This is a genomic window from Streptomyces sp. NPDC054849 (assembly GCF_053610945.1).
Map to the genome: position 1 here is coordinate 1 of NZ_JBSGZI010000119.1, position 22,663 is coordinate 22,663.

General features: G+C 74.8%; 20 protein-coding genes. 11 read left to right on the top strand and 9 right to left on the bottom strand.

Annotated elements, in window-relative coordinates:
* Positions 1 to 1,893, top strand: a 1,893-nt coding sequence (locus tag ACWGIF_RS33420; RefSeq protein WP_453503138.1) for a glycoside hydrolase family 31 protein, incomplete at its 5' end; no start/stop codon positions are given.
* 123 nt (positions 1,894 to 2,016) lie between these two features.
* Here the strand turns inward: ACWGIF_RS33420 and ACWGIF_RS33425 are convergent.
* Positions 2,017 to 2,529: an NUDIX domain-containing protein gene (locus ACWGIF_RS33425; RefSeq protein ID WP_453503139.1), complete on the bottom strand. Its 513-nt coding sequence runs from the start codon at positions 2,527 to 2,529 to the stop codon at positions 2,017 to 2,019.
* Between the two features lie 29 nt (positions 2,530 to 2,558).
* Between ACWGIF_RS33425 and ACWGIF_RS33430 the strand changes: the two genes are divergently transcribed.
* The 4 genes from ACWGIF_RS33430 to ACWGIF_RS33445 all read left to right on the top strand — a co-directional run bounded on the left by ACWGIF_RS33430 (position 2,559) and on the right by ACWGIF_RS33445 (position 5,337).
* Complete coding sequence (locus ACWGIF_RS33430; RefSeq protein WP_453503140.1) at positions 2,559 to 3,239, top strand: M15 family metallopeptidase; 681 nt, start codon at positions 2,559 to 2,561, stop codon at positions 3,237 to 3,239.
* Between the two features lie 13 nt (positions 3,240 to 3,252).
* Complete coding sequence (locus tag ACWGIF_RS33435; protein WP_453503142.1) at positions 3,253 to 3,591, top strand: Mpo1-like protein; 339 nt, start codon at positions 3,253 to 3,255, stop codon at positions 3,589 to 3,591.
* Positions 3,592 to 3,670: 79 nt separating this feature from the next.
* Positions 3,671 to 4,126 carry a Zn-ribbon domain-containing OB-fold protein gene (locus ACWGIF_RS33440; protein ID WP_453503144.1) on the top strand — a complete coding sequence of 152 codons (456 nt, stop codon included), beginning with the start codon at positions 3,671 to 3,673 and terminating at the stop codon, positions 4,124 to 4,126.
* A gap of 20 nt (positions 4,127 to 4,146) precedes the next feature.
* Positions 4,147 to 5,337, top strand: coding sequence for a lipid-transfer protein (locus ACWGIF_RS33445; RefSeq protein WP_453503146.1), 1,191 nt, complete (start codon positions 4,147 to 4,149; stop codon positions 5,335 to 5,337).
* Positions 5,338 to 5,562: 225 nt separating this feature from the next.
* On the opposite strand, the gene ACWGIF_RS33450 is transcribed toward ACWGIF_RS33445, so the two are convergent.
* From ACWGIF_RS33450 to ACWGIF_RS33465, 4 genes are read right to left on the bottom strand one after another with little or no spacing between them, the layout of a single operon-like run.
* Complete coding sequence (locus tag ACWGIF_RS33450) at positions 5,563 to 6,189, bottom strand: GTP-binding protein (RefSeq protein WP_453503147.1); 627 nt, start codon at positions 6,187 to 6,189, stop codon at positions 5,563 to 5,565.
* The gene (locus ACWGIF_RS33455) at positions 6,170 to 6,577 is read right to left on the bottom strand and encodes a DUF742 domain-containing protein (RefSeq protein WP_453503163.1); all 408 of its coding nucleotides are present in this window, start codon (positions 6,575 to 6,577) and stop codon (positions 6,170 to 6,172) included. Before ACWGIF_RS33455 ends, ACWGIF_RS33450 begins: the two co-directional genes overlap by 20 nt.
* Positions 6,578 to 6,632: 55 nt before the next feature.
* On the bottom strand, positions 6,633 to 7,070 hold the full coding sequence (locus tag ACWGIF_RS33460; RefSeq protein ID WP_030016314.1) for a roadblock/LC7 domain-containing protein: 438 nt from the start codon (positions 7,068 to 7,070) through the stop codon (positions 6,633 to 6,635).
* On the bottom strand, positions 7,067 to 9,901 hold the full coding sequence (locus ACWGIF_RS33465; protein WP_453503149.1) for a nitrate- and nitrite sensing domain-containing protein: 2,835 nt from the start codon (positions 9,899 to 9,901) through the stop codon (positions 7,067 to 7,069). Before ACWGIF_RS33465 ends, ACWGIF_RS33460 begins: the two co-directional genes overlap by 4 nt.
* A 386-nt stretch (positions 9,902 to 10,287) precedes the next feature.
* On the opposite strand from ACWGIF_RS33465, the gene ACWGIF_RS33470 reads away from it, so the two are divergent.
* Positions 10,288 to 10,740, top strand: a complete 453-nt coding sequence (locus tag ACWGIF_RS33470) for a hypothetical protein (protein WP_453503151.1) — start codon at positions 10,288 to 10,290, stop codon at positions 10,738 to 10,740.
* A gap of 88 nt (positions 10,741 to 10,828) precedes the next feature.
* Here ACWGIF_RS33470 and ACWGIF_RS33475 read toward each other — a convergent pair whose 3' ends face one another.
* The 4 genes from ACWGIF_RS33475 to ACWGIF_RS33490 form a co-directional block, all read right to left on the bottom strand.
* Positions 10,829 to 15,535: a hypothetical protein gene (locus ACWGIF_RS33475; RefSeq protein ID WP_453503152.1), complete on the bottom strand. Its 4,707-nt coding sequence runs from the start codon at positions 15,533 to 15,535 to the stop codon at positions 10,829 to 10,831.
* Between the two features lie 65 nt (positions 15,536 to 15,600).
* On the bottom strand, positions 15,601 to 16,515 hold the full coding sequence (locus tag ACWGIF_RS33480) for a hypothetical protein (protein ID WP_453503154.1): 915 nt from the start codon (positions 16,513 to 16,515) through the stop codon (positions 15,601 to 15,603).
* Positions 16,512 to 16,829, bottom strand: coding sequence for a hypothetical protein (locus tag ACWGIF_RS33485; RefSeq protein ID WP_453503155.1), 318 nt, complete (start codon positions 16,827 to 16,829; stop codon positions 16,512 to 16,514). The genes ACWGIF_RS33480 and ACWGIF_RS33485 overlap by 4 nt, the downstream gene beginning before the upstream one ends.
* Positions 16,826 to 18,331 carry a hypothetical protein gene (locus tag ACWGIF_RS33490; RefSeq protein WP_453503156.1) on the bottom strand — a complete coding sequence of 502 codons (1,506 nt, stop codon included), beginning with the start codon at positions 18,329 to 18,331 and terminating at the stop codon, positions 16,826 to 16,828. The genes ACWGIF_RS33485 and ACWGIF_RS33490 overlap by 4 nt, the downstream gene beginning before the upstream one ends.
* Positions 18,332 to 18,546: 215 nt before the next feature.
* On the opposite strand from ACWGIF_RS33490, the gene ACWGIF_RS33495 reads away from it, so the two are divergent.
* The 5 genes from ACWGIF_RS33495 to ACWGIF_RS33515 all read left to right on the top strand — a co-directional run bounded on the left by ACWGIF_RS33495 (position 18,547) and on the right by ACWGIF_RS33515 (position 22,446).
* Positions 18,547 to 19,335, top strand: coding sequence for a LamB/YcsF family protein (locus ACWGIF_RS33495; protein ID WP_453503164.1), 789 nt, complete (start codon positions 18,547 to 18,549; stop codon positions 19,333 to 19,335).
* The gene (locus ACWGIF_RS33500; protein ID WP_453503157.1) at positions 19,332 to 19,955 is read left to right on the top strand and encodes a 5-oxoprolinase subunit B family protein; all 624 of its coding nucleotides are present in this window, start codon (positions 19,332 to 19,334) and stop codon (positions 19,953 to 19,955) included. Before ACWGIF_RS33495 ends, ACWGIF_RS33500 begins: the two co-directional genes overlap by 4 nt.
* Positions 19,948 to 20,814, top strand: a complete 867-nt coding sequence (locus ACWGIF_RS33505; RefSeq protein WP_453503159.1) for a 5-oxoprolinase subunit C family protein — start codon at positions 19,948 to 19,950, stop codon at positions 20,812 to 20,814. The genes ACWGIF_RS33500 and ACWGIF_RS33505 overlap by 8 nt, the downstream gene beginning before the upstream one ends.
* A gap of 73 nt (positions 20,815 to 20,887) precedes the next feature.
* Positions 20,888 to 21,460, top strand: a complete 573-nt coding sequence (locus ACWGIF_RS33510; protein ID WP_453503160.1) for an RNA polymerase sigma factor — start codon at positions 20,888 to 20,890, stop codon at positions 21,458 to 21,460.
* Complete coding sequence (locus tag ACWGIF_RS33515) at positions 21,457 to 22,446, top strand: hypothetical protein (protein ID WP_453503162.1); 990 nt, start codon at positions 21,457 to 21,459, stop codon at positions 22,444 to 22,446. The genes ACWGIF_RS33510 and ACWGIF_RS33515 overlap by 4 nt, the downstream gene beginning before the upstream one ends.
* Positions 22,447 to 22,663: the final 217 nt, after the last annotated feature.

Below are 22,663 nucleotides of genomic sequence, written 5' to 3' on the forward strand. Positions count from 1 at the left end.
GCGCAGGACAGTGCACAAAGCGGTGCTCGGTGGTCGCTGCGGAGCGAGGTGCCGGCGGACGCCCGGTTCTTCGGGCTGGGCGGGCGGGCCGCGGGGCCGCGGCTGCGCGACGGGGCGTACCGGCTGTGGAACACGGATCCGAAGGGGGGCTTCGGGCCGGGGACCGACCCGCTGTACCTGACGATGCCGGTGCAGATGGTGGTCGCGGACGCGGGGACGCACTTGGTGTTCCACGACAACTCCTGGGACGGCCGGGTGGTGTTGCGCGAGGGCGAGGAGGGTGCGGGCTCGGGCGCCGACCGCGCGGGGCTGAGCGAACTGCGCATGGAGGGCGGGCCGCTGCGGTGCTGGGTGCTGCTGGGGACGCCGGCGCGCGTGCTGCAGGGCTGGTCGGGGCTGACGGGCGCGGCGGCGGTGCCGCCGGAGTGGGCGCTGGGGTACCAGCACGCGCGGTGGGGGTTCGGGAGTGCGGCGGAGGTGCGCAGGGTGGCCGCGGGGTACGCGGCGCGCGGGCTGGCGCTGTCGGCGGTCCATCTGGACATCGACCACTACGACGGGCACCGGGTGTTCACGGTGGACGAGGGGAAGTTCCCCGATCTGCCGGGACTGTCGCGTGAGCTGCGGGAGCAGGGGGTGCGGCTCGTGTCGATCGTGGATCCTGCGGTGAAGGCGGGCGACGCGGTGCACTCGACGGGGCTGGCGGTGGGGGCGGGGGGTGCCTTCGTGCGCGACGGGCGGGGCGAGGAGGTGCGCGGCGAGGTCTGGCCGGGCGAGTGCGCGTACCCGGACTTCACGGATCCGGCGGTGCGGGAGTGGTGGGGCGGACTGTACGAGGAGCGGCTCGCGCAGGGCTTCGCAGGCTTCTGGCACGACATGAACGAGCCGGTGTCCTTCGCGGCGTTCGGGGACGCCACGCTGCCGAGGTCGGCGCGGCACGCGATGGACGGGGCGGGCGGTGACCACCGCGAGGGGCACAACGTGTACGCGCTCGGGATGGCGCGGGCGGGGTGGGAGGGGCTGGTGCGGCTGCGGCCGACGGAGCGGCCGTTCCTGTTCTCGCGGTCGGGGTGGGCGGGCATGCAGCGGTACGGGGGCACGTGGTCGGGCGACGTGGAGACCAGCTGGGAGGGGCTGCGGGCCTCGCTGGCGCTGGTCCTGGGCCTGGGGCTGTGCGGGGTGCCGTACTCCGGCCCGGACGTCGGCGGCTTCGGCGGATCGCCGTCACCGGAGTTGTACCTGCGGTGGCTGCAACTTGGGGCCTACCTGCCGCTGTTCCGGACCCACTCGGCGATCTGGGCCGGGCGGCGGGAGCCGTGGGAATTCGGGCCCGAGGTGGAGGAGCACGCGCGAGCGGTGATGGCGGAGCGGGAGCGGCTGCGGCCGTACTTCGTGACGCTGGCCCATCTGGCGCGGCGGACGGGCGCGCCGTACGTGCGGCCGGTGTGGTGGCGGGCGCCGGAGGAGCGGAAGCTGCGGGACTGCGAAGACGCGTTCCTGCTGGGCGACGCGCTGCTGGTCGCCCCGGTGCTGGAGTGCGGGGCGGACCGGCGGGCGGTGCGGCTGCCGCGGGGCCGGTGGTACGACACCGCGACCGGCGCGGCGTACGAGGGGCCGGGCCAGATCCTGCTGGACGCGCCGCAGGGGCGGATCCCGGTGCTGGCGCGGGCGGGTGCGCTGCTGCCGGTGCGGGGCGCCTCGGGCGACGGGGTGGAGCTCGAGGCCTGGGCGCCGGCGCGGGGGCGTACGGGCGGCGGGGTGGTGGTCCGGGACCCCGGTCCGGGGTTCGAGGCGGGCGCGGTGGAGCGGTACACGGTGCGGTGGGAGGGCGATGTGGTGCTGGTCGAGACGGAGGAGGGGGCGGCGGTCCCGGGCGTCACCGTGCGGGGGGTCTAGGCCGTCGGGTGGGGTGCGGTGGGTGCGGTGGGTGCGGCTTCATGACCGGGGCTCCGTCCCCTTCCCGGCGCCTCAGACGCCGGCGGGGCTGGAAGGTCCGAGGGGGCGGGCAGTGGTGCGGGGTCAAGGGGTGTAGTGGCCCGCGAACCAGGAGGCTGCTGCCTGGGTGTGGAGGGGGAAGGCCAGGGGGGTCGGGGCGCGCAGGATGTGCCAGCCCGTGGTTTCGTCCGTCGGCTCGGAGGCGGGGAGATCGGCGGCGGGGCGGGGCGGGAGGAGGCCGAAGAGGAGGAGGTGGCCTGCCGGGGAGCTCAGGGCGTCGGCCAGGGTGACGTCCGTGGCCGGGGCCGTGATGCCGGTCTCCTCGCGGAGTTCGCGGACGACCGCGTCGCGCCAGTCCTCGCCGAAGTCGATGAATCCGCCGGGCAGCGCGATGCCGCCGAGGGCCGGTTCGATGGTGCGGGTGATGACCACGAGGCCGGTGCCGTCCGCGTCCTCGACGGGGAGGAGGGTGACGGCCACCGGGAGCGGGTTGCGGTAGGCGGTCGCTCCGCAGGCCGCGCAGGTGCGGGGCCACGTGGGAGTGGAGTACGGCGCTCCGCAGGCGGAGCAGTGCGAGTCCCTCAGGTGTGCCGGCATCCGGCGATGGTATGCCAAGGGGTATGCGGATGACGGTTGTTGCAGGCCTGCTCGCGGTGCTGGCCGGCGGGGCGGAGGCGCCCGACGGGTTCGTGGTGCTGCGCGAGGTGGATCCGAGCATCGGGCAGGACATCCGGTACGCCGGTGCGCGGAACTTCACCGGCGGCGTGGTGGACGGGTACGAGGAGCCGGAGTGCCTGCTGGCCCGGCCCGCCGCCGAGGCGTTGCGGCGGGCGCAGCGGGGGCTGTTGCGGCTCGGGTACTCGCTGCGGGTGTACGACTGCTACCGGCCGCAGCGGGCGGTCGACCGATTCGTGTGGTGGGCCCGGCAGCAGGACGGGCCGGGCGACCGGGAGGCGAAGGCGGAGTTCTATCCGTACGTCGAGCGGAGTCGGCTGATTCCGGACGGGTACATCGCCGAGAAGTCCGGGCACAGCCGCGGGAGCACGGTCGATGTGACGCTGGAGGAGCTCTCGGGGCGGGAGGTCGGCATGGGGACCGCCTTCGACTTCTTCGACCCGCTCTCGCACACCGATGATCCACGGATCACGGGCGCGGCCCGGGCCCACCGGCAGTTGTTGAAGCGGGTACTGGCCGAGCAGGGGTTCGTGAACCTGCCCGAGGAATGGTGGCACTTCACGTACAAGCCCGAGGCGTACCCGGACACGTATTTCGATTTCCCGGTCGCTGTCGCCGCGCTCCGGCCGTGAGTACCGTGCCCGCATGACTTTCAGCTCGTACGAGGAATTCTGGCCGTACTACGTCGCCATGCACTCCCGCGCCGCCACCCGCTGGGTCCATCTCGCCGGCACGCTCACCGGTCTGGCCGTGACCGCCTACGGGCTGGCGCGCGGCCGCAGGCGCTACCTCGCCGCCCTTCCCCTCATCGGTTACGGGACGGCCTGGCCTGCGCACTTCCTGATCGAGGGGAACAATCCCGCCACCTTCGGGCATCCGGGATGGTCGCTGCGCGGGGACGCGCAGATGATCCGGATGATGCTGGCCGGACGGGACGCGGAGCTGGACGAGATTGCCCGGAAGTGGCTCGCCGAGAACGGGTGACCCGGCCGCCCTCCCGTGACAGACTTCTGACGGTTCGTCAGTTCGTCAGTTCGTCGGTTCTCTGGTCATGGGAGGGGTCTTGGAACTCACACGCACGCCCGTCGTGAGCGGGTGGTTCACCGAGGACGCGGCCGGAGGCGGCTTCCGGCTGCTCGGCACCCGCTGTTCGGCCTGCACGGCGGTGTTCTTCCCGCGCGAGGACGCGTACTGCCGCAATCCGCACTGCCCCGGCGGTGGCGGGCTGGCCGAGGTGCCGCTGTCCCCGCGGGGCCGGGTCTGGTCCTACACCGACGGCCGCTACCGGCCGCCCGCCCCGTACGTGTCCGATCCGGACGCGTCCTGGGAGCCGTACACGCTGGTCGCGGTGGAGCTGGAGGCCGAGGGGATGGTCGTGCTGGGGCAGGCCGCGCCCGGGGTGGGGGTCGCCGATCTGGCGGTCGGGATGGAGGTCGAGGTGGTCGGCGGCGTGCTGAACGAGGAGGCCGGGACCGCCTGGACCACCTGGCGGTTCACGCCGGTGGGAGGAGCGGCGTGAGGGGCGGCGTGAGGGGCGGCGTGAGCGCCGACATCGCCGTCCTGGGGGCGGGCATGCATCCCTGGGGCAAATGGGGCCGCAGCTTCGTCGAGTACGGGCGGGCGGCCGCACGCGCCGCGCTGGCCGACGCCCGACTGGACTGGACGGACGTGCAGTCGATCGTGGGCGCCGACACCATGCGCTCCGGCTACCCGGGCTACGTCGCCGGCGCCACCTTCGCGCAGGCCCTCGGGTGGCAGGGGGCGCGGGTGACCAGCGTGTACGCGGCCTGCGCGTCCGGGGCCCAGGCGATCGGAGCGGCCCGTGCCCAGATCCTGGCGGGCCTGGCCGACGTGGTCCTCGTGGTCGGCGCGGACGCGGCGCCCAAGGGGTTCTTCGCCCCGCCGGGAGGCGACCGGCCGGACGATCCGGACTGGCTGCGGTTTCGCGTGCTGGGCGCCACCAACCCGGCGTACTTCGCGCTCTACGCCCGTCGCCGGATGGCCGTCCACGGGGACACCCCTGAGGACTTCGCGCTGGTCAAGGTGAAGAACGCGGCCGCCGGGCGGCTCAACCCCTACGCCCGCTACCGCAGGAGCGTCACGGCCGAGGAGGTGGCGGCCTCCGCCGTGGTCGCCGATCCGCTCCGGCTGCTCGACATCTGCGCCACCTCCGACGGGGGCGCGGCGCTGGTGCTCACCAGCATGGACTTCGCGCGCTCGCGCGGGGTGGCCGATCCGGTCCGGATCCGGGCCGTGTCGACGGTGACGCCCACCTATCCGCGGACGGTGCTCGACCTGCCGGACATCGCCACCGACTCGGCGGCGGCCGTGGAGCCGGCGGCCGGATCCTTCCGGTCCTCGATCGCGCGCGCCGCCTACGAGGAGGCGGGGCTCGGACCGGACGACCTGTCGCTCGCCGAGGTGTACGACCTGTCCACCGCCCTGGAGCTGGAGTGGTACGAGGACATCGGCCTGTGCGGGGAGGGCGAGGGGGCGAAGCTCGTACGGGAGGGGGCGACCGCCCTCGGGGGACGGATCCCGGTCAACACCAGTGGCGGGCTGGCCTCGTTCGGGGAGGCGGTCCCGGCGCAGGCCATCGCGCAGGTGTGCGAGCTGACGTGGCAGCTGCGAGGGACGGCCGGGGAGCGGCAGGTGCCCGGTGCGCGTACCGGGATCACCGCCAACCAGGGGCTGTTCGGGCATGGTTCGGCCATCGTCGCCGTGCGCTGAACAGCTCGTGTCGTCCGAACGCTTGACGGTCCCCGGCGGCGGGTTCACACTCGCTCCACAGTCCCGCGCCGCGACCGGGACCCCGAAACCCCCCGTGAGAGCTGCGGCCCGTACCCCAGTCGGCGGGGGTACGGGCCGCCTCCATGTAGGCCCCGTCCGCGGGCCCCGTCCGCGGGCCCCACGAGGGCCATCGTGGGGCCCACGAGGGCCCCGTGCGCCGCGGTGTCAGGCCCCCGCCGAGAGGCTCCGGCGCCGTTCGCGGGCCAGCGACATCGCGTGTTCCACGACCCCCACGAGGACGTCCTTCACGGATTCCCGGTCCCGCGCGTCGCACAGCAGCACCGGGACCCCGGGATCGAGGTCGAGTGCCGTCCGTACGGTCACCACGGGGTGCCGGTCCGCGCCGTCGAAACAGTTGACCGCGACGACGAACGGGATCGCGCGCCGCTCGAAGTAGTCGATGGCGGCGAAGCAGTCGGCGAGGCGGCGGGTGTCCGCGAGGACCACGGCTCCGAGGGAGCCCTGGGCCAGCTCGTCCCACAGGAACCAGAAGCGGTCCTGCCCCGGCGTGCCGAACAGGTACAGCACCAGGTCCTCTCGGAGCGTGATGCGCCCGAAGTCCATGGCCACGGTCGTGGTGTTCTTGCCCTCCACTCCCCCGGTGTCGTCGACCCCGGCGCCCGGCTCCGAGAGCCGTTCCTCGGTCCGCAGGGGTCTGATCTCGCTCACTGCACTGACCAGGGTGGTTTTGCCCACCCCGAAGCCGCCCGCGACCAGGATCTTCAAGGTCAGCGGTTCGACAGGCGACACCGCGTGCATGGCACCGGTGCGGCTAAAGCGCCCGAAGGCCATCGATCACCTCACGCAGAATGGATTCATCGGGCAGTTCGGCCGGGGGTACCGGCCGGGTCACATGGACCAGTTCCTCATCGACCAGGTCGCCGATCAGGACGCGGACGACCCCGACCGCGAGGTCGAGATCGGCCGCGAGTTCGGCGACCGACTGCGGTCGGCCCCGGCACAGCCCGAGGATGTGGGCGTGTTCCGGGGAGAGGGTCAGGTCCCAGACCGGATCGTCGGCCGCCGGTTCGGCGACGACGAGCGCGATCAGGTCGAGGCGGTGCTGGCCCGCGTGGCTGGTCCGGCCGCGGGTCATCGCATACGGGCGTACCACGGGGCCCGCGTCGTCGTCGAACCAGTGGGCGTGGTCGAAAGCGGGGACGAAAGGGTCGACGGGCATGCCGTCGGATGTGTCGGCGGGATGGTCCTGGCCTGGATCGCTCATGCCGTACGACTCACCCTCCGGCTGGCAGCCCGGTGCGCGGGGCGGTCGCCAGGTGGTCGCCCACTCGCTTGACCATCAGGGTCATCTCATACGCCACCTGCCCGACGTCGGAGTCGGCGTCGGCCAGTACGGCCAGGCAGCTGCCGTCGCCGGCGGCCATGACGAACAGGAAGGCCTCGTCGAGCTCAACCACGGTCTGACGGACCCGGCCGGAGTCGAAGTGCCGGCCGACGCCCTTGGCCAGGCTGTGGAAGCCGGAGGCGACCGCCGCCAGGTGCTCGCTGTCCTCGCGCGTCAGGTCCTTCGAACTGCCGGTGGGCAGGCCGTCGCCGGAGAGCACCACCGCCTTGCGTATGGAACCCACCCGGTCGACGAGCTCGTCGAGGAGCCAGTTGAGCGGGCCGGAGCCGCGGCCCCTGGTGTCGTTGCCGGTCTGCGGTGCGGTCATCGACCGTCCCCCTCGTTCTCGTTCGCGGGACCGGCGGCGGGTGTGCCTGCCTCGGTCTCGGGCTGCTGCTGTGCGTGCTGGTTGCGGCCCGCAGTCCAGCCACGCTGGAGTGCGGACATGCGCGTGCGTACGTCGTCCGCGTCGCGGTCGGCCGCCTGGTCGGGGGCGGCTTCGGCGGGTGCGGGCGACAGGGCGTTCTTGAGCTGGGGCGCCAGGCTGGCCTGACGGACCCGGCGGGGCAGCCCGCCGATGACGGAGCCGGGAGCGGCGTCCGTGCCGTCGGTTCCGGCGGCGGCGCCGGAGGCGGGCTGCGGGACCGCGGACACCGGGCGGGGCTCCACACGGCGGCCGTGATCGGCGACCAGGGTGGGGGCGGGTCGGCGGCGCGGCAGCGGCACGGCTCCCGGGGAGCGGAGGCCGTCGGGGCGCGAGGCCTCGGTGCGCGAGGCCTCCATCCGCGGGTTGTCCAGCCGGACCGGACCGGTCGGGGCGACCGACTCTCGGTCGCGCTCGCCCTTGCGGGCACCGCCGCGCCCGGCGTGCCGGTCGGTGTGCGGCCGGTCCGCGGGGCGCAGGCCCAGCAGGGCGCTGCGCGGGGTGCCGTTCGGCGGGGTCTCGTCGTCGAGCGTGGCCATGACCGGACGGGCGGGGGCGCCGCGGCCGGTGACCCCGGTGGGGGCGTCGTCCAGGACGACGGGGTCGTCGAGGCCGTCCAGACCGTCCAGGCCGCGGCCGGCGAGCGGGGCCTCCAGCTCGACCGGGCCGCGCAGTTCACCGGCGGGCAGCGGCCGGCCGGAGTGCGCGCGCTCCATGGCGGCGGGCGTGAGCCGCTCGGACGCCGCCCGGCCGACCTGGCCGTGCGGGACGGACCTGCCGGGCCGCACGGCCTTGTCGGCCCGCGCGCCATCGAGCCGTACGCCCGTGCCGTTGGTCTCGGGAGCCTCCGTCAGCAGGGCCACGGGGAGGAAGACCACCGCAGTGGTTCCCCCGTACGGGCTGGGCTGGAGGACGACCTTGACGCCGTGCCGCTGCGCGAGGCGGCTGACGACGAACAGGCCGAGCCGGTCGGTGTCGGAGAGTTCGAACTCGGGGGTCTCGGCGAGCCGGAGGTTCGCGTCGAGCAGCGCCTCCGGGGTCATGCCGAGGCCGCGGTCGTGGATCTCCAGGGTGAAACCGTTCGCCACGCGCTCGCCGTGCACCTGGACCGCGGTGTGCGGCGGCGAGAACACGGTGGCGTTCTCCAGGAGTTCGGCGATGAGGTGGGTGACGTCGGCGACGGCGGGGCCGACGATGCCCAGGCGCGTGAGGCGGCGCACCTCGATGCGCTCGTAGTCCTCGACCTCGGCGACGGCGGCCCGTACGACGTCCATGAGCTGGACGGGCTTGCGCCACTGGCGGGAGGGAGCGGCGCCGGAGAGGATCACCAGGCCCTCGGCGTGGCGGCGCATGCGGGTGGTCATGTGGTCGAGGCGGAAGAGGTCGGCCAGCTCCTCCGTGTCCTCGGTACGGCGTTCCATCGTGTCGAGGAGGGTCAGCTGGCGGTGCAGCAGCACCTGGTTGCGGCGGGCCAGGTTGACGAACACCTCGGAGACGCCGCGCCGCAGGTCGGCCTGCTTGACGGCGGCCTCGACGGCGGCGCGCTGGAGGGTGTTGAGGGCCTGGCCGACCTGGCCGACCTCGTCCTTCTCGTACTCGAGGTGGGGTGCCTCGGTCTCCACGTCCACGTGTTCGCCCGCGGCGAGGCGGCGCATCACGCCGGGCAGCCGGACGCCGGAGGCCTCGTGGGCCTCCTTGCGCAGCCTCGACAGGTCGCGGACGAGGTCGCGGCCGATGCGGACGGACAGCACCAGCGACACGATCAGGGCGATGAAGCCGAGGATGCCGGCGGCGGCGGCCTGGATCATGACGTCCATGGCGACCGGCTCGATGCGCTGCTGGTAGCGGTCGCCGGCCTCGGTGTTCATGTCGGCCAGGTCGTCGAGGACCCTGGCCGCGGCCTCGTCCCACTGGGCGGCGGTGAGGTTGCGGGGCTTGTTGACCGCGCCGCCCGCGATGAACCGCTCCTCGGCGTCGCGCAGGGGCTGGGTCTCGGGCGCCTTCCAGTACTCCTCGAAGCGCTGCCGGTCCTCGGCGGGGAGGGTCACGAGGTTGAACTCGTAGAGCAGCGTGCGCTTCGCGGCGAAGTCGGAGACGTGGCGGACGTCGGGCGCGGTGACGTTGCGCGCGGCCAGCGCGGAGGCGACGACGGCGTCCTCGCGGGAGAGCAGCTCGCGGGCACGGCTGATGCCGACGAGGGCGCGGCCCTCCTTGTCGACCTCCACGTTGTCCAGGCCGTGGAGGTTCATCAGGAAGTCGTAGCAGGGGTCGACCAGCCGGTTGTAGAGCTCCAGGGCCTGCGTGGGGTCGAGGGCGTTCTGGTCCACGGCGCGGCGCATGGAGCCGACGCCCTGGAAGGCGGAGACGATGGAGCGCAGGCGTTGGGCGCTCTGCGGGCTCAGCTCGTCGACGACCTTGGCGTCGCGGGCGCTCACGCTGATCTTCTCGACGACCTGGTCGGTTTCGGCGCGGCGCTTGGCGAGTTCGGCCGTCGCGGTGGACGCCCGGGGGTCGCCGAGGACGACGAGGGTCTGGCGCCGTTCCTTCTGGATGACGCGGGCCGCGTCCTCGATCGGGTACCCGACCTTGTCGATGATGTACGCCACGTCGAAGAGTTGGATCGCCTCACGGCCGGTGATCACCGTGGCGAAGCCCCAGAGGGCGGTCAGGGAGACGAGCGGCACAAGGAGCAACGCCACGATCTTCCGGCGGATGGACTTCCCGCGAAAGCGCATGGCCTCCCCAGCCTCCCCCAGGTCAACCCCGTTACCGGGGGTCGGTGTTCCGTCATTTAAACGGCGTGAGCCTACTACTGCTGTGGAGTAGGTTCGAAGGCGTGTCCGGACGTTTTCGGCCGGACGCCCCTGTGAAGATCACCAGTTGTCCGACACTTCCGGTCAAGACCGGCCCGTTATGTGGCAGATGACACTTGGTGAGGCGTCGATTCCCGCAACCTGATGGATGGCTGGAATTGTTCGTTCCGCGATCATTCCCGCCGGTGGAGGTGTCCGCGATGCGGGAATCTCTCGGCGTCGCCGGACGTCTGTCTGTTCAAGGGGACGGGTCGGGGTAGACGTGTGAGGTAGGCACGGCGGACCGCGCGGTGGGGAGTGAGCGGACCATGAACGGATACGAGGGCGGCGGAGCGGATACGGGCACGGGATCGGCGCGTGCGGCGGGGCGGGGTCTGTGGGTGGAGGAGCAGGCCCGCCGGCGTCGGATGCCCGACCCGGTGCGGAGCTCCGCGGTGCGGGCGGTGTTGATCGTGGCCGTGACCCTCACCCAGGCGACGATCACGTTCTTCCTGACGCTGACCGCGTCCTGGCTCGCCTTCCCGATGGCGCTGGGCGCGGTCGCGGGAACGATCGTGGCCACGTGGGGCGTGCTGGACGTGCTGATCACCCGGCAGGCGTGGAACCAGCGGTACGGGGTCCTGTCCGAGCCGAGCAGCACGGCGCGCGCCCGCCGGCGTGAGGCCCGCCGGACCGCCAAGGCGGAGCGGGCTGTGCGGAAGGCCGCCCCGGCCCGCATATCCCGCGAGGACGGCCCCCTCGCCGGCTTCGGGCACCGCTGACCGCAGGCCCGGGAGTGCCCAGGGGGCTCCGGGAGTGCCCCCTGGGCAAGCCCGGGAGTGCCCCGCGCCGAACGACGCGGGGCCCGCGTCAGGAGGTGGCGGCGCTGCGGCGGAACATGCGGGTCGCCGTGATCTCGCCGTGAATGGTCTCCTCCCCCGGCGACTGCTGCGGCAGGCCCGGGCGGAGGTGTTCCTCGACGCTGATGTACTTCAGGCCCGCCCGCAGGTCCGCGTCGTTGCGCAGGCGGATCACCAGCGGGAACTCGGCGAGAGCCGTCGTGTCGAAGAGGCCGGTCGTGTACAGCAGCTGGACGCCGAGCGCGTCGGAGACGGCCCGCTGCAGCTCCAGCAGGTACGTGGCGTTCGCACGGCCGATCGGGTTGTCCAGGAACAGCGTGCCCGCGTGGCGGTGCTTGTCGCGGCCCCGGTCGTTGCTGCGCAGCGCCGCCATCGTGCAGTACAGCGCGATCGCGGCGGTCAGCAGCTGCCCGCCGGAGAACACGTCGCCCATCTGCCCCACCGGCACCCGTTCGGCGCGCAGGACCGCGTCCGGCTTGAGGATCTCCACGGCGATGCCCTTGGGTTCGAGGGCTGCCTGGACGCCCCTCAGCAGCAGGGACATGCCGTCGCGGCGGCCCTCCCCGAAGGACGCGCTGCTGTTCTTCTTCACGGCCGTGCGGGTCGCCTCGTCGATGACCTCGCCGAGCCGCTCGGTGAGCGTGGCCTGGTCGGGCTCCTCGAAGCGGATCCGCAGGAACTCCTGGCCCGACCATTCGCCGAGGCCTTCGGGCAGCTGGGAGAGGCGCTGGGCGGAGCGGAGCGTGGCCAGGGCCGATTCGACGAGGCCGCGCAGGCGGTCGACGATGCTGTCGCGGTTGCGCTCCAGCTGCGCCAGCTCGTCGGTGAGGACCCGCAGCCGGGGCGCGAAGGCCGCCGCCCAGGCCGCCGCGTGCTCGGGCAGGGCGGAGGCGGGCAGTTCGCGGATCTGCTGGCGTGCGGGGGTGCGTACCTGTTCGTAGCGGGTGGCGTTGGCGTGCCGGACCAGGATGTCGCTCGCCTCGCGCACCGCGGACTCGGCGGCCGAGAGGTCGGCAGCGCAGCCGCGCAGGGAGCGGCGGGCCTCGGTGGCCGACTGGCGGGCCTCCTCCAGGGTGCCCGGGTGGGCCACCGGCTCCTGCTCGTCGTCCTGGTGGGTGTGGTCGCGGAGCAGATCGCGCAGCAGCGCCGCGGTCTCCTCGAAACCCCCGGCGCCGTCCTCGGCGGTCCGGTGGGCGCGCAGCAGGTCCGCATGGGCGGCCCGGGCGCTCTCCACGGCCGCGGTGTGGGCGGCGAGCTGAGCGGTGGCCGTGCGCAGGAGGGCCTGGGCCCGGTCGACGTCCTCGGGGATCAGTTCCTCGGGCAGCTCGGTGTGCGCCTCGCCTTCGGCGGGGGCGTGCCGTTCGGCCTCGCCGCGCAGCCGGCCGAGCTGCTCGCTGGCGGTGGACGCGCGGGTCTCCAGCATCTGGACGAGGGACTCGGCGCGGGCCGCCGCGGCCTGCCGGGAGGGGCCGTCGGCGCCGTCGGTGCCTTCGAGGAGCTGGGCGGCGCGGGTACGGACCTTGTTGGTGAGGCGGTCGAGTTCGGCGAGGGCGGCGCTCTCGTCGCTCTCGGCGCGGGCCTGTTCGGCGCGCAGGTCGGCGCCGACGCCGACCTTCTCGTAGAGCTGGGAGGCCGCACGGTAGGCCTCGCGCAGGTCGGGCAGGGGCGCTCGCGGGCCGTCGTCGCCCTCGGGGAGCCGGTCGGGCGCGCCGGCGATCTCGGCCCGCTCGGCGCGCAGGGCGCGGGCGGTGCGGCGGGCGTCGTCGGCGGCGCGCTGGGCGGCGCGGCGGTCCTCGTCGGCGGCGCGGGCCCGGTCCAGGCAGACCTCGGCGCGGGCCTCGGACTCGGTGGCGTCGTCGGCGAGTTCACGGAGCCGGGCCTGCCAGCCGGCGCGCTCGCGCAGCCGGAAGGCGAGGCCGGCGAGGGCGTCGGCGGCGCGGCGGGCGCGCTGGGCGGCGTCCTGGCGCTCCTCGCGGACGCGGGCGGCGTCGGCGGCGGCCTCGTCCGCCTCGGCGCGGACGGTACGGGCCTCCGCGAGCTCGGCGTCGGCCTCCTCGGCGAACATCCGGGCGGCGGCGGCCTGCTCCGCGAGCTCGGTGAGGCGGCCGGGCGGGCAGCCGGTGCGCCACGACGCCAGGCGGGCGGCGAGCTCGCGGTCACCGGCGAGGCGGGCGGCGAGGTCGCGGATCTCGGTGTCGCGGGCGCCGGCGCGGGCGCGCAGCGCCTGCCGTTCCTCGTCGGCGGCGTGCTCGTCGTGCATGGCCGGATTCGGCGTGACGATGAAGATGCCGTCGACGGCGGTGTCGCCGTGATCGGCGGGAAGGGGGGCGAGCAGGGCTGCGGCCGTGCCGACGGCGACGGTGGAGCGGGGCAGCAGAGCGGCGCCGGACAGGACCTCGCGGGCGCGGCTGTGGGTGTCGGGGTCGGTGATGACGACGCCGTCGACGAGTTCGGGGCGGGCGGCGAGGACGGCCGCGTGGTCGGCGGGGTCCACGGACTGGGCGAGGTAGCGCCAGCCGGGGAGGGCGGGGATGCCGTGTTCGCCGAGGTACTCGACGGTGGCGAGGACGTCGGGTCCGGGCGGCAGCAGGCCGCCGTCGCCGAGCGCGCCGAGGATGCGGGCGTCGTCGGCGGCGGCGGTGCGCAGCTCGAAGAGCTGGCGTTCGGCGGAGGTGACTCCGTCGGTCAGCATGCGGCGCAGGTCGTCGGCGTTGCGGTCGAGGTCCTCGACGGTGAGCCGTCCGGCGGCCGGGGTGGCACCCCGGGCTGCGCCCGGCGCGGCGGAGCCGGCGCCTGAGGGCGCGGAAGGGCCGTCGCCGGAGCGCGGGTGCGGGAACGGGGCCGTCGCCGGGGCCGGTTCCCGCGCATCGGCGTCGGGAAGGCCCAGGAGGGCCGCCAGGCGGGGGGATTCGGCGAGTGAGACGGCGGCGCGGTGCTCGGCGTCGTGGGCGGCCTCGGCCGCGTCTGCGGCGTCGGCCGCACGGGCGGCGGTGAGCTCGGCGCGGGATTCCGCGGCGGCGGCCTCGCGGGCGGCTTCGGCGGCGGCGCGGGCGGCTTCCCGGGACTCGTCCCAGGCGGCCACGGCGGTCTTCTCGGCGTCGGTGGCGGCGAGGGCCGCGCGGGCCGGGTCGGCGTCGGGGGCGGAGTCGTCGAGCCAGCCGGCGCGGACGGCCTCGGCGGTCTCCTGCTGGACCTCGGCCAGGCGCGAGCGGAGGTGCTCGGCCTCGCTGCGGGCCCGCTGGGCGGCCGTCGCGGCGGCGGTGGCGTCGCGGTGGGCGGCCTCACCGGTGGCCTGGAGGGCGGCGGACCGCTCCTCCTCCTCGTTGGCGAGCCGCTCGCCGTGCTCGGCGGCGGTGTGCAGGGCCCGTACGAGCTCGCCGGCCGCCGTGGCGCGGGCGGCGAGCGCCGGGGCGGCGTCCCGCTCGGCCTCCCGGATCGCGGCGGCGACGCGGGCCGAGCGGTCGGCGGCGGCTCGGTGGCGCAGCACGGTCTCGGCGGCCTGCCAGGCGGAGTGCAGCGTGCGGGCCTCGAGGAGCTCGCGGCGCTGGGCGGCGGCGGCCTTGTCGGCGACGGTCAGGGCCAGCGAGGCGTGGCGGTAGGCGAGTTCGGCGGAGACGGCGGCGCTGCGGTCGCGGGCGGACTCGGCGGCGGTGACCTCGTGGGCGGCGCCGGTGACCCGCTGGGCGAGGTCGGCGGCCCGGCCGCGCTCCTCGGCGGCGCGGGCGGACAGCCGCCGGGCGAGGGTGCGCGTGCGGCGTTCCGCGCCCGCGTGGACGTCGCGCAGCCGGGCGCGGGTCTGGGCGGCCTCGACGATCCGGGTGAGCAGGTCCACCGAGCCGGCGGTGAAGTCGCGTTCGGCCATCAGCTCGGCGCGGCGGCCGAGCTTGTTGCCGAAGCCGTGGACGAGGTCGGCGAGGCCGTCCGTGTCGCGGGTGTCGGTGACGGCGCGCAGCAGGAGGTCGGTGAAGTCGGAGTCCTTCTTGACCGCGAAGAGGCCGGCCGCCTCGCCCTCGTCGGCGTTCATCTCGCGCTGATAGCGGAAGAGTTCGGGGTCGAGGCCGAGTTCGGTGAGGTGTTCGTTCCAGCGGTCGTGGATCTCCTCGAAGTACACCTCGAGGTGCGGGTACGCCTTGCCCGCCTCGGTGAGGGCGTCGCGGAAGCCCTTCATCGTGCGGCGGCGGCCCTGGGCGCCGGAGGCGCCTTCGACGGGCGCGCGCACGGAGGTGGCCTCGGCGACGGGCAGGCTGTCGAGGCTCAGGCCCGGGCCGGGGCGGAAGGAGTACCAGGCCTCGGCGAACTTGCGGGGGTCGTTGGAGACCTGGCGGCCGCGCCACTCGCTGACCTTGCCGACGACCACGCACTCGCCGGTCTGGGTGTGCTGCCACTCCAGGGCGACGTGGCCGCAGTCGTCGGCGAGCAGGAACTTGCGCAGGACGCCGGAGCTGGCACCGCCGAGGGTGTTGCGGTGGCCGGGCAGCATCACCGAGAAGATCAGCTTGAGGAGGACGGACTTGCCCCCGCCGTTCTCCAGGAAGAGCACGCCGGCGGGCGCGGGCCGGCGCGGCGGGCCGGTGGGCTCGTCCTCGAAGAACTCCGCCTGGGCCGGCGCCGGGTGGGGCACCGGCTCGCCGACTCCGCGCAGGTCGAGCACGGTGTCTGCGTAGCGCGCACCGGCGGGCCCGATGGAGTAGAGGCGGATCCGGGACAGCTCGTACATGGCGGCGGACTCTCGTGGTGGCTTGGTGGGGCGGGACGTACGGGGATCAGGGCTCGGGCCGAGGCTCAGGCGTGGAACGGGAGCCCGGCGTCGGCGGCCAGGTCCAGGTCGTCGCCCTCGGGCGGCGGCAGGAGGGTGGCGGAGCCGTCGCTCACGGGGACCACGCCCAGTTCCAGGAGTTCGGCCATTGCCGCGCTGCCCGCCATGTCGCGGACCTGGAGCTGGTAGCGGGGAGTGGTGCGGTAGGTGCCCCCGGCCTCGTCCCCGGTGCGCTGCAGGAAACCGGAGTCGGTGAGGAAGGCGGCGGCCTTGCCGACGATGCCGGTGGTGGAGCCGGCGAGGCGGCGGGCGTCCTTGGTGGCGCCGGTCGCGCTGCGGCGGGCGTAGACGCGCCATGCGGCCTCCAGGCCGGGGGCGTCGGAGGCCGGGTCGGTGTTCTCGCCGAGCTCCTCGGCGCGCTCCTCCAGGCGGCGGCAGGTCTGCCGGACGAAGGCGTCGACGCCGTTGACGGTGATGCGGCCGATGTAGCCGTCGTCGGCGAGGTCCTCGGGGCGCGGGAACGCGAGGGCGGCGACGGCGAGGTGGGCCAGGCCGTGCAGGAAGCGGTCCGCGGAGTCGGCGGCGGTGCGGCGGGCGTAGTCGCCCATCCGGACGGCGAACACGGAGTCCTCGCCGGCGGCCACGGCCATGCCGGCACGCGGCGAGACCTCCAGGACGACCAGGCCGAGGCCGGTGGCGACGGCGTCGGCGAGGCGGCCGAAGGCGGGGTCCTCGCGGTAGCGGCGGAGCAGCTCTGCGTACTCGGCGTCACGGGCGGGGAGCAGCTTGGGCTGCAGCCCGAAGGCGACGAGCCGGGCCGCGTCGGCGGCGTCCGCCGGGGTCACGGGGGCGGCGGCCTGCGCGGACGCGGCGGTGGCGGGGGCCGGGGCGGTCTGCGCGGGCTCGCTCCACGCGGGGGGCTCGGCGTGGTGGTCGCTCACGGGTAGGTCTCCTCGGCGGTGCGGGTGGTGCCGGTGCGGGTGGTGCCGGTGCGGGTGGTGCCGGTGCGGGTGGTGCCGGTGCGGGTGGTGCCGGTGCGGGTCACAGCCCAGTCGGCCTGCGCGGGCACTGCGGCGGGCGTGGCTACGGCGGGCTCAGCCGGTCTGGGCGTCGCCGCGCGGGCGCGTCCGGCGCGGGCAGGGGCGCCCTTGTGGCGGGCGGCGGGGAGGGCTGGGCGGGTGGTGGGGGCGTTCTGTGGAGCGGGGCTGTCGCGGTGGGGCGCGGCGCGCCCCGGCTCGCGGGGGGCGTGGGTCATGCCGCCTCCGCGCGGTCGGCGGCCATGCCGGCGGCGTCGAGGAGGGCGGTGCCGACGATGAGGTCGGCGCCCCCGAACTCGGGGTCGTCCAGCTGCGTGCCGTCGTCCACCGCGAAGAGCAGGCGCTCCTCCCCCTGGCGGTACGCCGTGCCGACGGCCGGGCTCGCCGCGTGGACGGCCAGCAGGGCCACCAGGTACGGCAGGTCCGGATCGCTGCGGCGGGCCTCCGCGAGGAGCCCGGACAGCCGGCGCGGGGCGTCGTGCGGGAGGTCGAGGAGCTCCATCGCGGCGGCGAGCTGCTCCTCGCTGAAGCGGCTGTCGTCCGGCGTGGCGATGAGATCCGGCTCGGGCATCTCGGCGCCGAGGTGTTCGCGCTCCACCGGCGGGGTGAGCAGGATCTCGACCAGGTCGGCCACCCGCACGGAGACGGGCGTGCGCAGCCCCGCGCCGGCGGCGAAGAAGGCGCCGGTCACCCGGCCGGCCTGCTCCAACGGCAGCGGCAGGAGCGGTGCCACGAGCTGGCCGTACAGGTCGATGCCGGAGCGCGGCGCGGGAGCCGCGAAGGCCTGGCGGTCCTGCTCGGCGCGGAACAGCGGGCCCGCGTCCAGCAGTCGGGACTGGAGCTGGGTGTGCCGGCGGATGCAGTCCTTGACTATGTCGACGAGCTCGGCCGCGCGGCGCTTGTTCTCCGGCTCCTCCGCCTCGTCTCGCGCCTTGCGGATGTTGGTCAGGATCGCGTTCTCGTGGCGGTAGCGGTCGGCGACGTGGTCGAGGGCCTCGGCGATCATGTCGGGTACGGCCTGGAGCCAGTCCACCGCGCGGACGTTGCGCCGGGTGGCGTCCAGGGTCCGGCGCAGGGTCTCGGCGTACTGCACGGTCCGGTAGCGGGCCTGTTCGGCGGCCAGCTGGGCGTCCGCCAGCCGTCCGCGGCTGATCAGCACCTCCAGCTTGACCTCGGCGGCGATCTGGGCGCTGGTGACGTCGGTGTCGAGGGCGCCGACCAGCACGTTGACGGCCTCGTCGGTCGTACGCAGGTAGACCGCGCCGCCGTGGCCGGGGACCTCTTCGATCAGCTTGAAGTCGTAGTCCCGGCGGACGTACGCGCCGTCCGGGCCGAAGGTGCCGTAGATCGCGCGGAAGCCGCGGTCCACGCTGCCGACGTTGATCAGGTTCTCCAGCACCCAGCGGGCCACCCGCTCGTGCTCGGCCGGCGGGCGGGACGGGGCCTGGGCCGCGACGCGCGGCAACAGCCTGGCCACTATCTGCTCGTGGTCGGCGCCGGTGTCGAAGTCCATGTTGAGCGTGACCAGGTCGATCGCGGCCAGCGCGACCTCCGCCATCGCGTAGATCCCGTACTCGCCCGCCAGATTGGCCTTGCGGACGTCGAGGTCGTGCAGCGGGGCGGTGCAGGCGAGGGCGCGCAGCCGCCGGGCCAGGCCCTCGTCGGCGGCCGGGCCCGGCGCCGGGGACGGAAGGGTCTTCGCCGGGGCGGGGAGAGTCACGGACAAAGACTAGGCGCTGACACGGACAACATCCCAAACGGCATGGTTCGGCCGGATCGTCCCACGGTGTTCACGGCGGCGCCGTCCCGGCCCCGGCCCGGCTTCGACGCGGCGTCGTCTCGGATCGCCGCGGCCGTGTCGCGGCTTCTTCCGGCTTCGTCCCCGGCGTCGGCAGGTCGGCGTGCCCGCTGTTCTACGCTCACCGCATGCCTTCCATGATCACACCTCCAGCGGCGGCGATCGACCTCAACGCCGACCTCGGCGAGGGCTTCGGGCGCTGGACCCTCACCGACGACGAGGCCCTGCTCTCCATCGTGACGAGCGCCAACGTGGCCTGCGGCTTCCATGCCGGGGACCCGTCCATCATGCGCCGGGTCTGCGAACTGGCCGCCGAGCGGGGCGTGCGGATCGGCGCTCAGGTCTCCTACCGCGACCTGGCCGGCTTCGGACGACGCTCCATGGACGTGCCCGCGGGCGAGCTGGCGGACGAGGTGGCCTACCAGATCGGTGCGCTGGAGGTGTTCGCGCGGGCCGCCGGCTCCCGGGTGTCGTACGTGAAACCGCACGGCGCGCTCTACAACCGCACCGTGCACGACGCCGATCAGGCCGCCGCCGTGGTGGCGGGCGTCCGGCTGGCGGCCGGGTCCGGTGCCACGGGCGGCCTGCCGGTGCTGGGGCTGCCCGGGTCTCTGCTGCTGACGGCCGCCGAGGCCGCGGGGCTGGCGCCCGTACCGGAGGCCTTCGCCGACCGTGCCTACACCCCGGCCGGGACGCTCGTGCCGCGCGGCGAGCCGGGATCGGTGCTGCACGATCCGGAGGCGGTGGTGGCGCGGGCCGTGCGGATGGCGGCGGAGGGGTCGGTGGTGGCGGCGGACGGGTCCGCGGTCCGCGTGGCCGCGCGCTCGCTGTGCCTGCACGGGGACACCCCGGGGGCCGCCGGGCTGGCCCGCCGGGTCCGCGAGGCGCTGGGCACGGCCGGGGTCCGGGTCGAGGCGTTCGCGTGAGGACCCTCGTGGTGGGCGGCGAGGCGCTGCTGATCGAGCTGGACTCGGCCGCGGAGGTGGCCGCGCTGCACGCAGAGCTGCTGCGGCGGCGGGACGCGGGCGAGCTGGGCGCCGTACGGGACCTCGTACCGGCGGCACGGACCGTACTGCTGGACGGGGTGCGGGAGCCGGCCGCGCTCGGCGCCCGGATCGCACGGTGGGAGGTGGCGCCGCTCGCGGAGACGGAGGGGCCGCTGGTCACCGTCCCCGTTCGGTACGACGGTCCGGACCTGGCGGAGGTGGCCGAGCGGTGGGGGGTGCCCCCGCAGGAGGTCGCGGGGATCGTCGGCGGCACCGTCTTCCGGGTGGCGTTCTGCGGTTTCGCCCCAGGCTTCGGTTATCTGACGGGGCTTGCGGAGCGGTTCCACCTGCCCCGCCGGGACACGCCCCGTACGGCCGTCCCGGCGGGCTCGCTGGCCCTCGCAGGCGAGTACGCGGGGGTGTACCCGCGCTCCTCCCCGGGCGGCTGGCAGCTGATCGGCTCCACGGACGCGGTGCTCTGGGACCCGGGACGCGAACCGGCGGCGCTGTTCGCGCCCGGGGTCCGGGTGCGGTTCACGGAGGGCGGCGGCCGTGGCTGAGCTGCTGGTGGTGCGGCCGGGTGCGCTGACCACGGTCCAGGACCGGGGGCGCCCGGGGTACGCGCACCTGGGGGTCCCCCGTTCGGGGGCGCTGGACACGGCGGCGTACGAGCTGGCCAACCGGCTGCTCGGCAACCGGCCGGACGCGGCGGTGCTGGAGACGACCCTCGACGGGGTCGCGCTGCGGGCTCTGGCCGCGACGGTCGTGGCGGTCACGGGCGCGCCCTGCCCGGTACGGATGTCCGGTCGCCCGGTGGCCTGGGGAGCTCCGGTCAGGCTGCCGGCCGGGGCGGAGCTGGAGGTGGGCCCGGCGGAATCGGGGCTGCGCAGCTACGTCGCCGTTCGGGGAGGCCTGAACATGCCGCCGGTCCTGGGCAGTCGCTCCACGGACCTGCTGTCGGGCCTGGGACCGCCGGCCCTGGCGGGCGGGATGACACTGCCGGTGGGCCCCGCGGGGACGGACCTCACCCCCGGGGCGGACGCGTACGGCCTGCCCGGGGCGCCTTCGAAACTGCTCCTCCCGCTGCGCCTCGGCCCTCGGGCGGACTGGTTCACCGAGGCGTCCCTGTCCAGGCTGTGGCGTGCGGAGTTCCGGGTGTCGGCGCGGTCGAACCGCATCGGCCTGCGCACGGAGGCCGGCTCCGCGCTGGTCCGCGCCCGGCAGGGGGAGCTGCCGAGCGAGGGGATGGTGCTGGGCGCGGTCCAGGTCCCGCCGGACGGCCTGCCGGTGGTGTTCCTGGCCGACCACCCCGTGACGGGCGGCTACCCGGTGGTGGGCGTGGTCCCGCCGGGCCCGGCCCTGGACGCGGCGGCGCAGGCCCGGCCGGGGGTCGCGGTCAGGTTCCTCCGGTCCCGATGAAACGTTCGAGGGCGCTCCGGTCAAGTACTGGACAGGGGGGCCGACCGGGTCACCCACGCAGGGGAGGAACCGGGTGCGCAGCCCACGACACGAGACCGGACCGCCGGATCTCACCACGCCCGAGGGGTTCGGGGCGTTCTACGAGGACCACATCGACGCCGTACTCGGCTTCGTCACCCGCCGGGTCGCCGATCCGCACCTGGCGGCCGACCTGACGGCGGACATCTTCCTCGCGGGGATGGGATCGGCCGGGACCTACCGGAGCCACAGGGGAGCACCGGTCGCCTGGCTGTTCGGCATCGCCCGCAACATCCTGTCGGGCCACGCCCGGGGGCTGGCCCGCGAGAGCGGCGCACTGGCACGGCTGAGCGGGCGCCGGCTCCTCGACGACGAGGACGTCGCCGCGCTGGAGGAGCGCATCGACGCCGAGCGGGCCTTCCGCGACCTGGCCGAGCGTCACACCGCCCTCTCCGAGCCCCTGCGCGCCGCCCTCGACCTGATCGTGCTCGACCAGCTCACCCCGGCCGAGGCCGCGCAGGCCCTCGGCGTCACCCAGACGACGATCCGCGTCCGCCTGCACCGCGCCCGGCGCGCGCTGCGCGGCCCGGACCCCCTGACCGAGCACCAGTTGGAGGCAGCCCGATGAGCACCCGGCCCAGCGGCTTCGAGGAGCGGCTGAAGGCCGCCCTCCTGGCCCGCCTCCCGGAGGTCCCGCCCGCGGCCCCCGCCCGGTCCTTCGCCCGGCGGTACGGCATCCCCCTCGCGGTGGGCGTCGCCACGGCATCCGTGGTCGCCGTCATGTCGCTGCCCGGCAGCACCCGCAACGGCCCGCTGCCCGCCGGCTCGCCGAGCGCCGCACCCGAGATCAGGAAGGATCCGGACGGATCGCTCCGGTTCAAGCTGCCCGCGCACGACCAGATCCCCGCGCTGGTGGAGCGGTTGAGGGAACTGGGGGTCTCGGCCGTACTGGTCCCGAAGCGGCCTCGGTCCCAGTGCTCGGAGCCCGGCGGCGGGTACCGCGGTCCGCAGGCCGACCCCGAGGCCGAGATCATGCAGTCCGGCAAGGACGACTTCGACTTCAAGGTCGACGCGAAGACGGTCCCGGCGGGCTACACGCTCACGTTCGACTGGGCGGATTACCACCCGCTGGGTGAACAGGGGATCAGCTTCGGCGTGATCGAGACCTCCAAGGTCCCCTCGTGCTCGATCGACTACTCCGAGGGCCTGGAAGAAGCCCTGAAGGCCAGGTCCGAGCCCCCGAAGGACCCCGGCAAGACGATCGAGGTCGCCGCGCCCACGCCTGACGAACTGCCCGAACTGGTGCAGAGGCTCCAGGCGCAGGGGGTCAGCGTCGCGGTGACCGAGAAGAAGCCGCCGTCGGAGTGCTCGCACGTGGGTGGCGGCTACCGCGGTCCCCAGGCCGACCCCGAGGCCGAGCTGAGCCGTCTGGCTGACAGAGCCACGTTGAAGATCAACTCGAAGACCGTCCCGCCGGGCCACACGCTCGTCTTCTCGAAGCCGGCCAGGCCGTCGAGCCCCCACGCACGAGTCGGGTTCGGGGTGAAGGAGGCCTCGAAGGTCACGCCCTGTGAGATCGATTTCTCCCTGAGCGACGAGGAACAGCCGGGGTGAACGCCGAGAGGCGGGCCTTGCGCACGGAGCTCGGGGACTCCGGTACTCAGCCCCCCGCGTCAACGCCCGGCGCGTCGTCGCCGTAGGCCCGCCCTTCGGCCCTGCCTCGGCCCGGGAGCCGGCCCCAGCCCCGCCCCGGCCCCAGCCCCAGCCCCCAAGGGTTCGACTCGGGGGCACCGCACCGCACCGGAACGGCATTCGGCCCGGCCCCCTGACG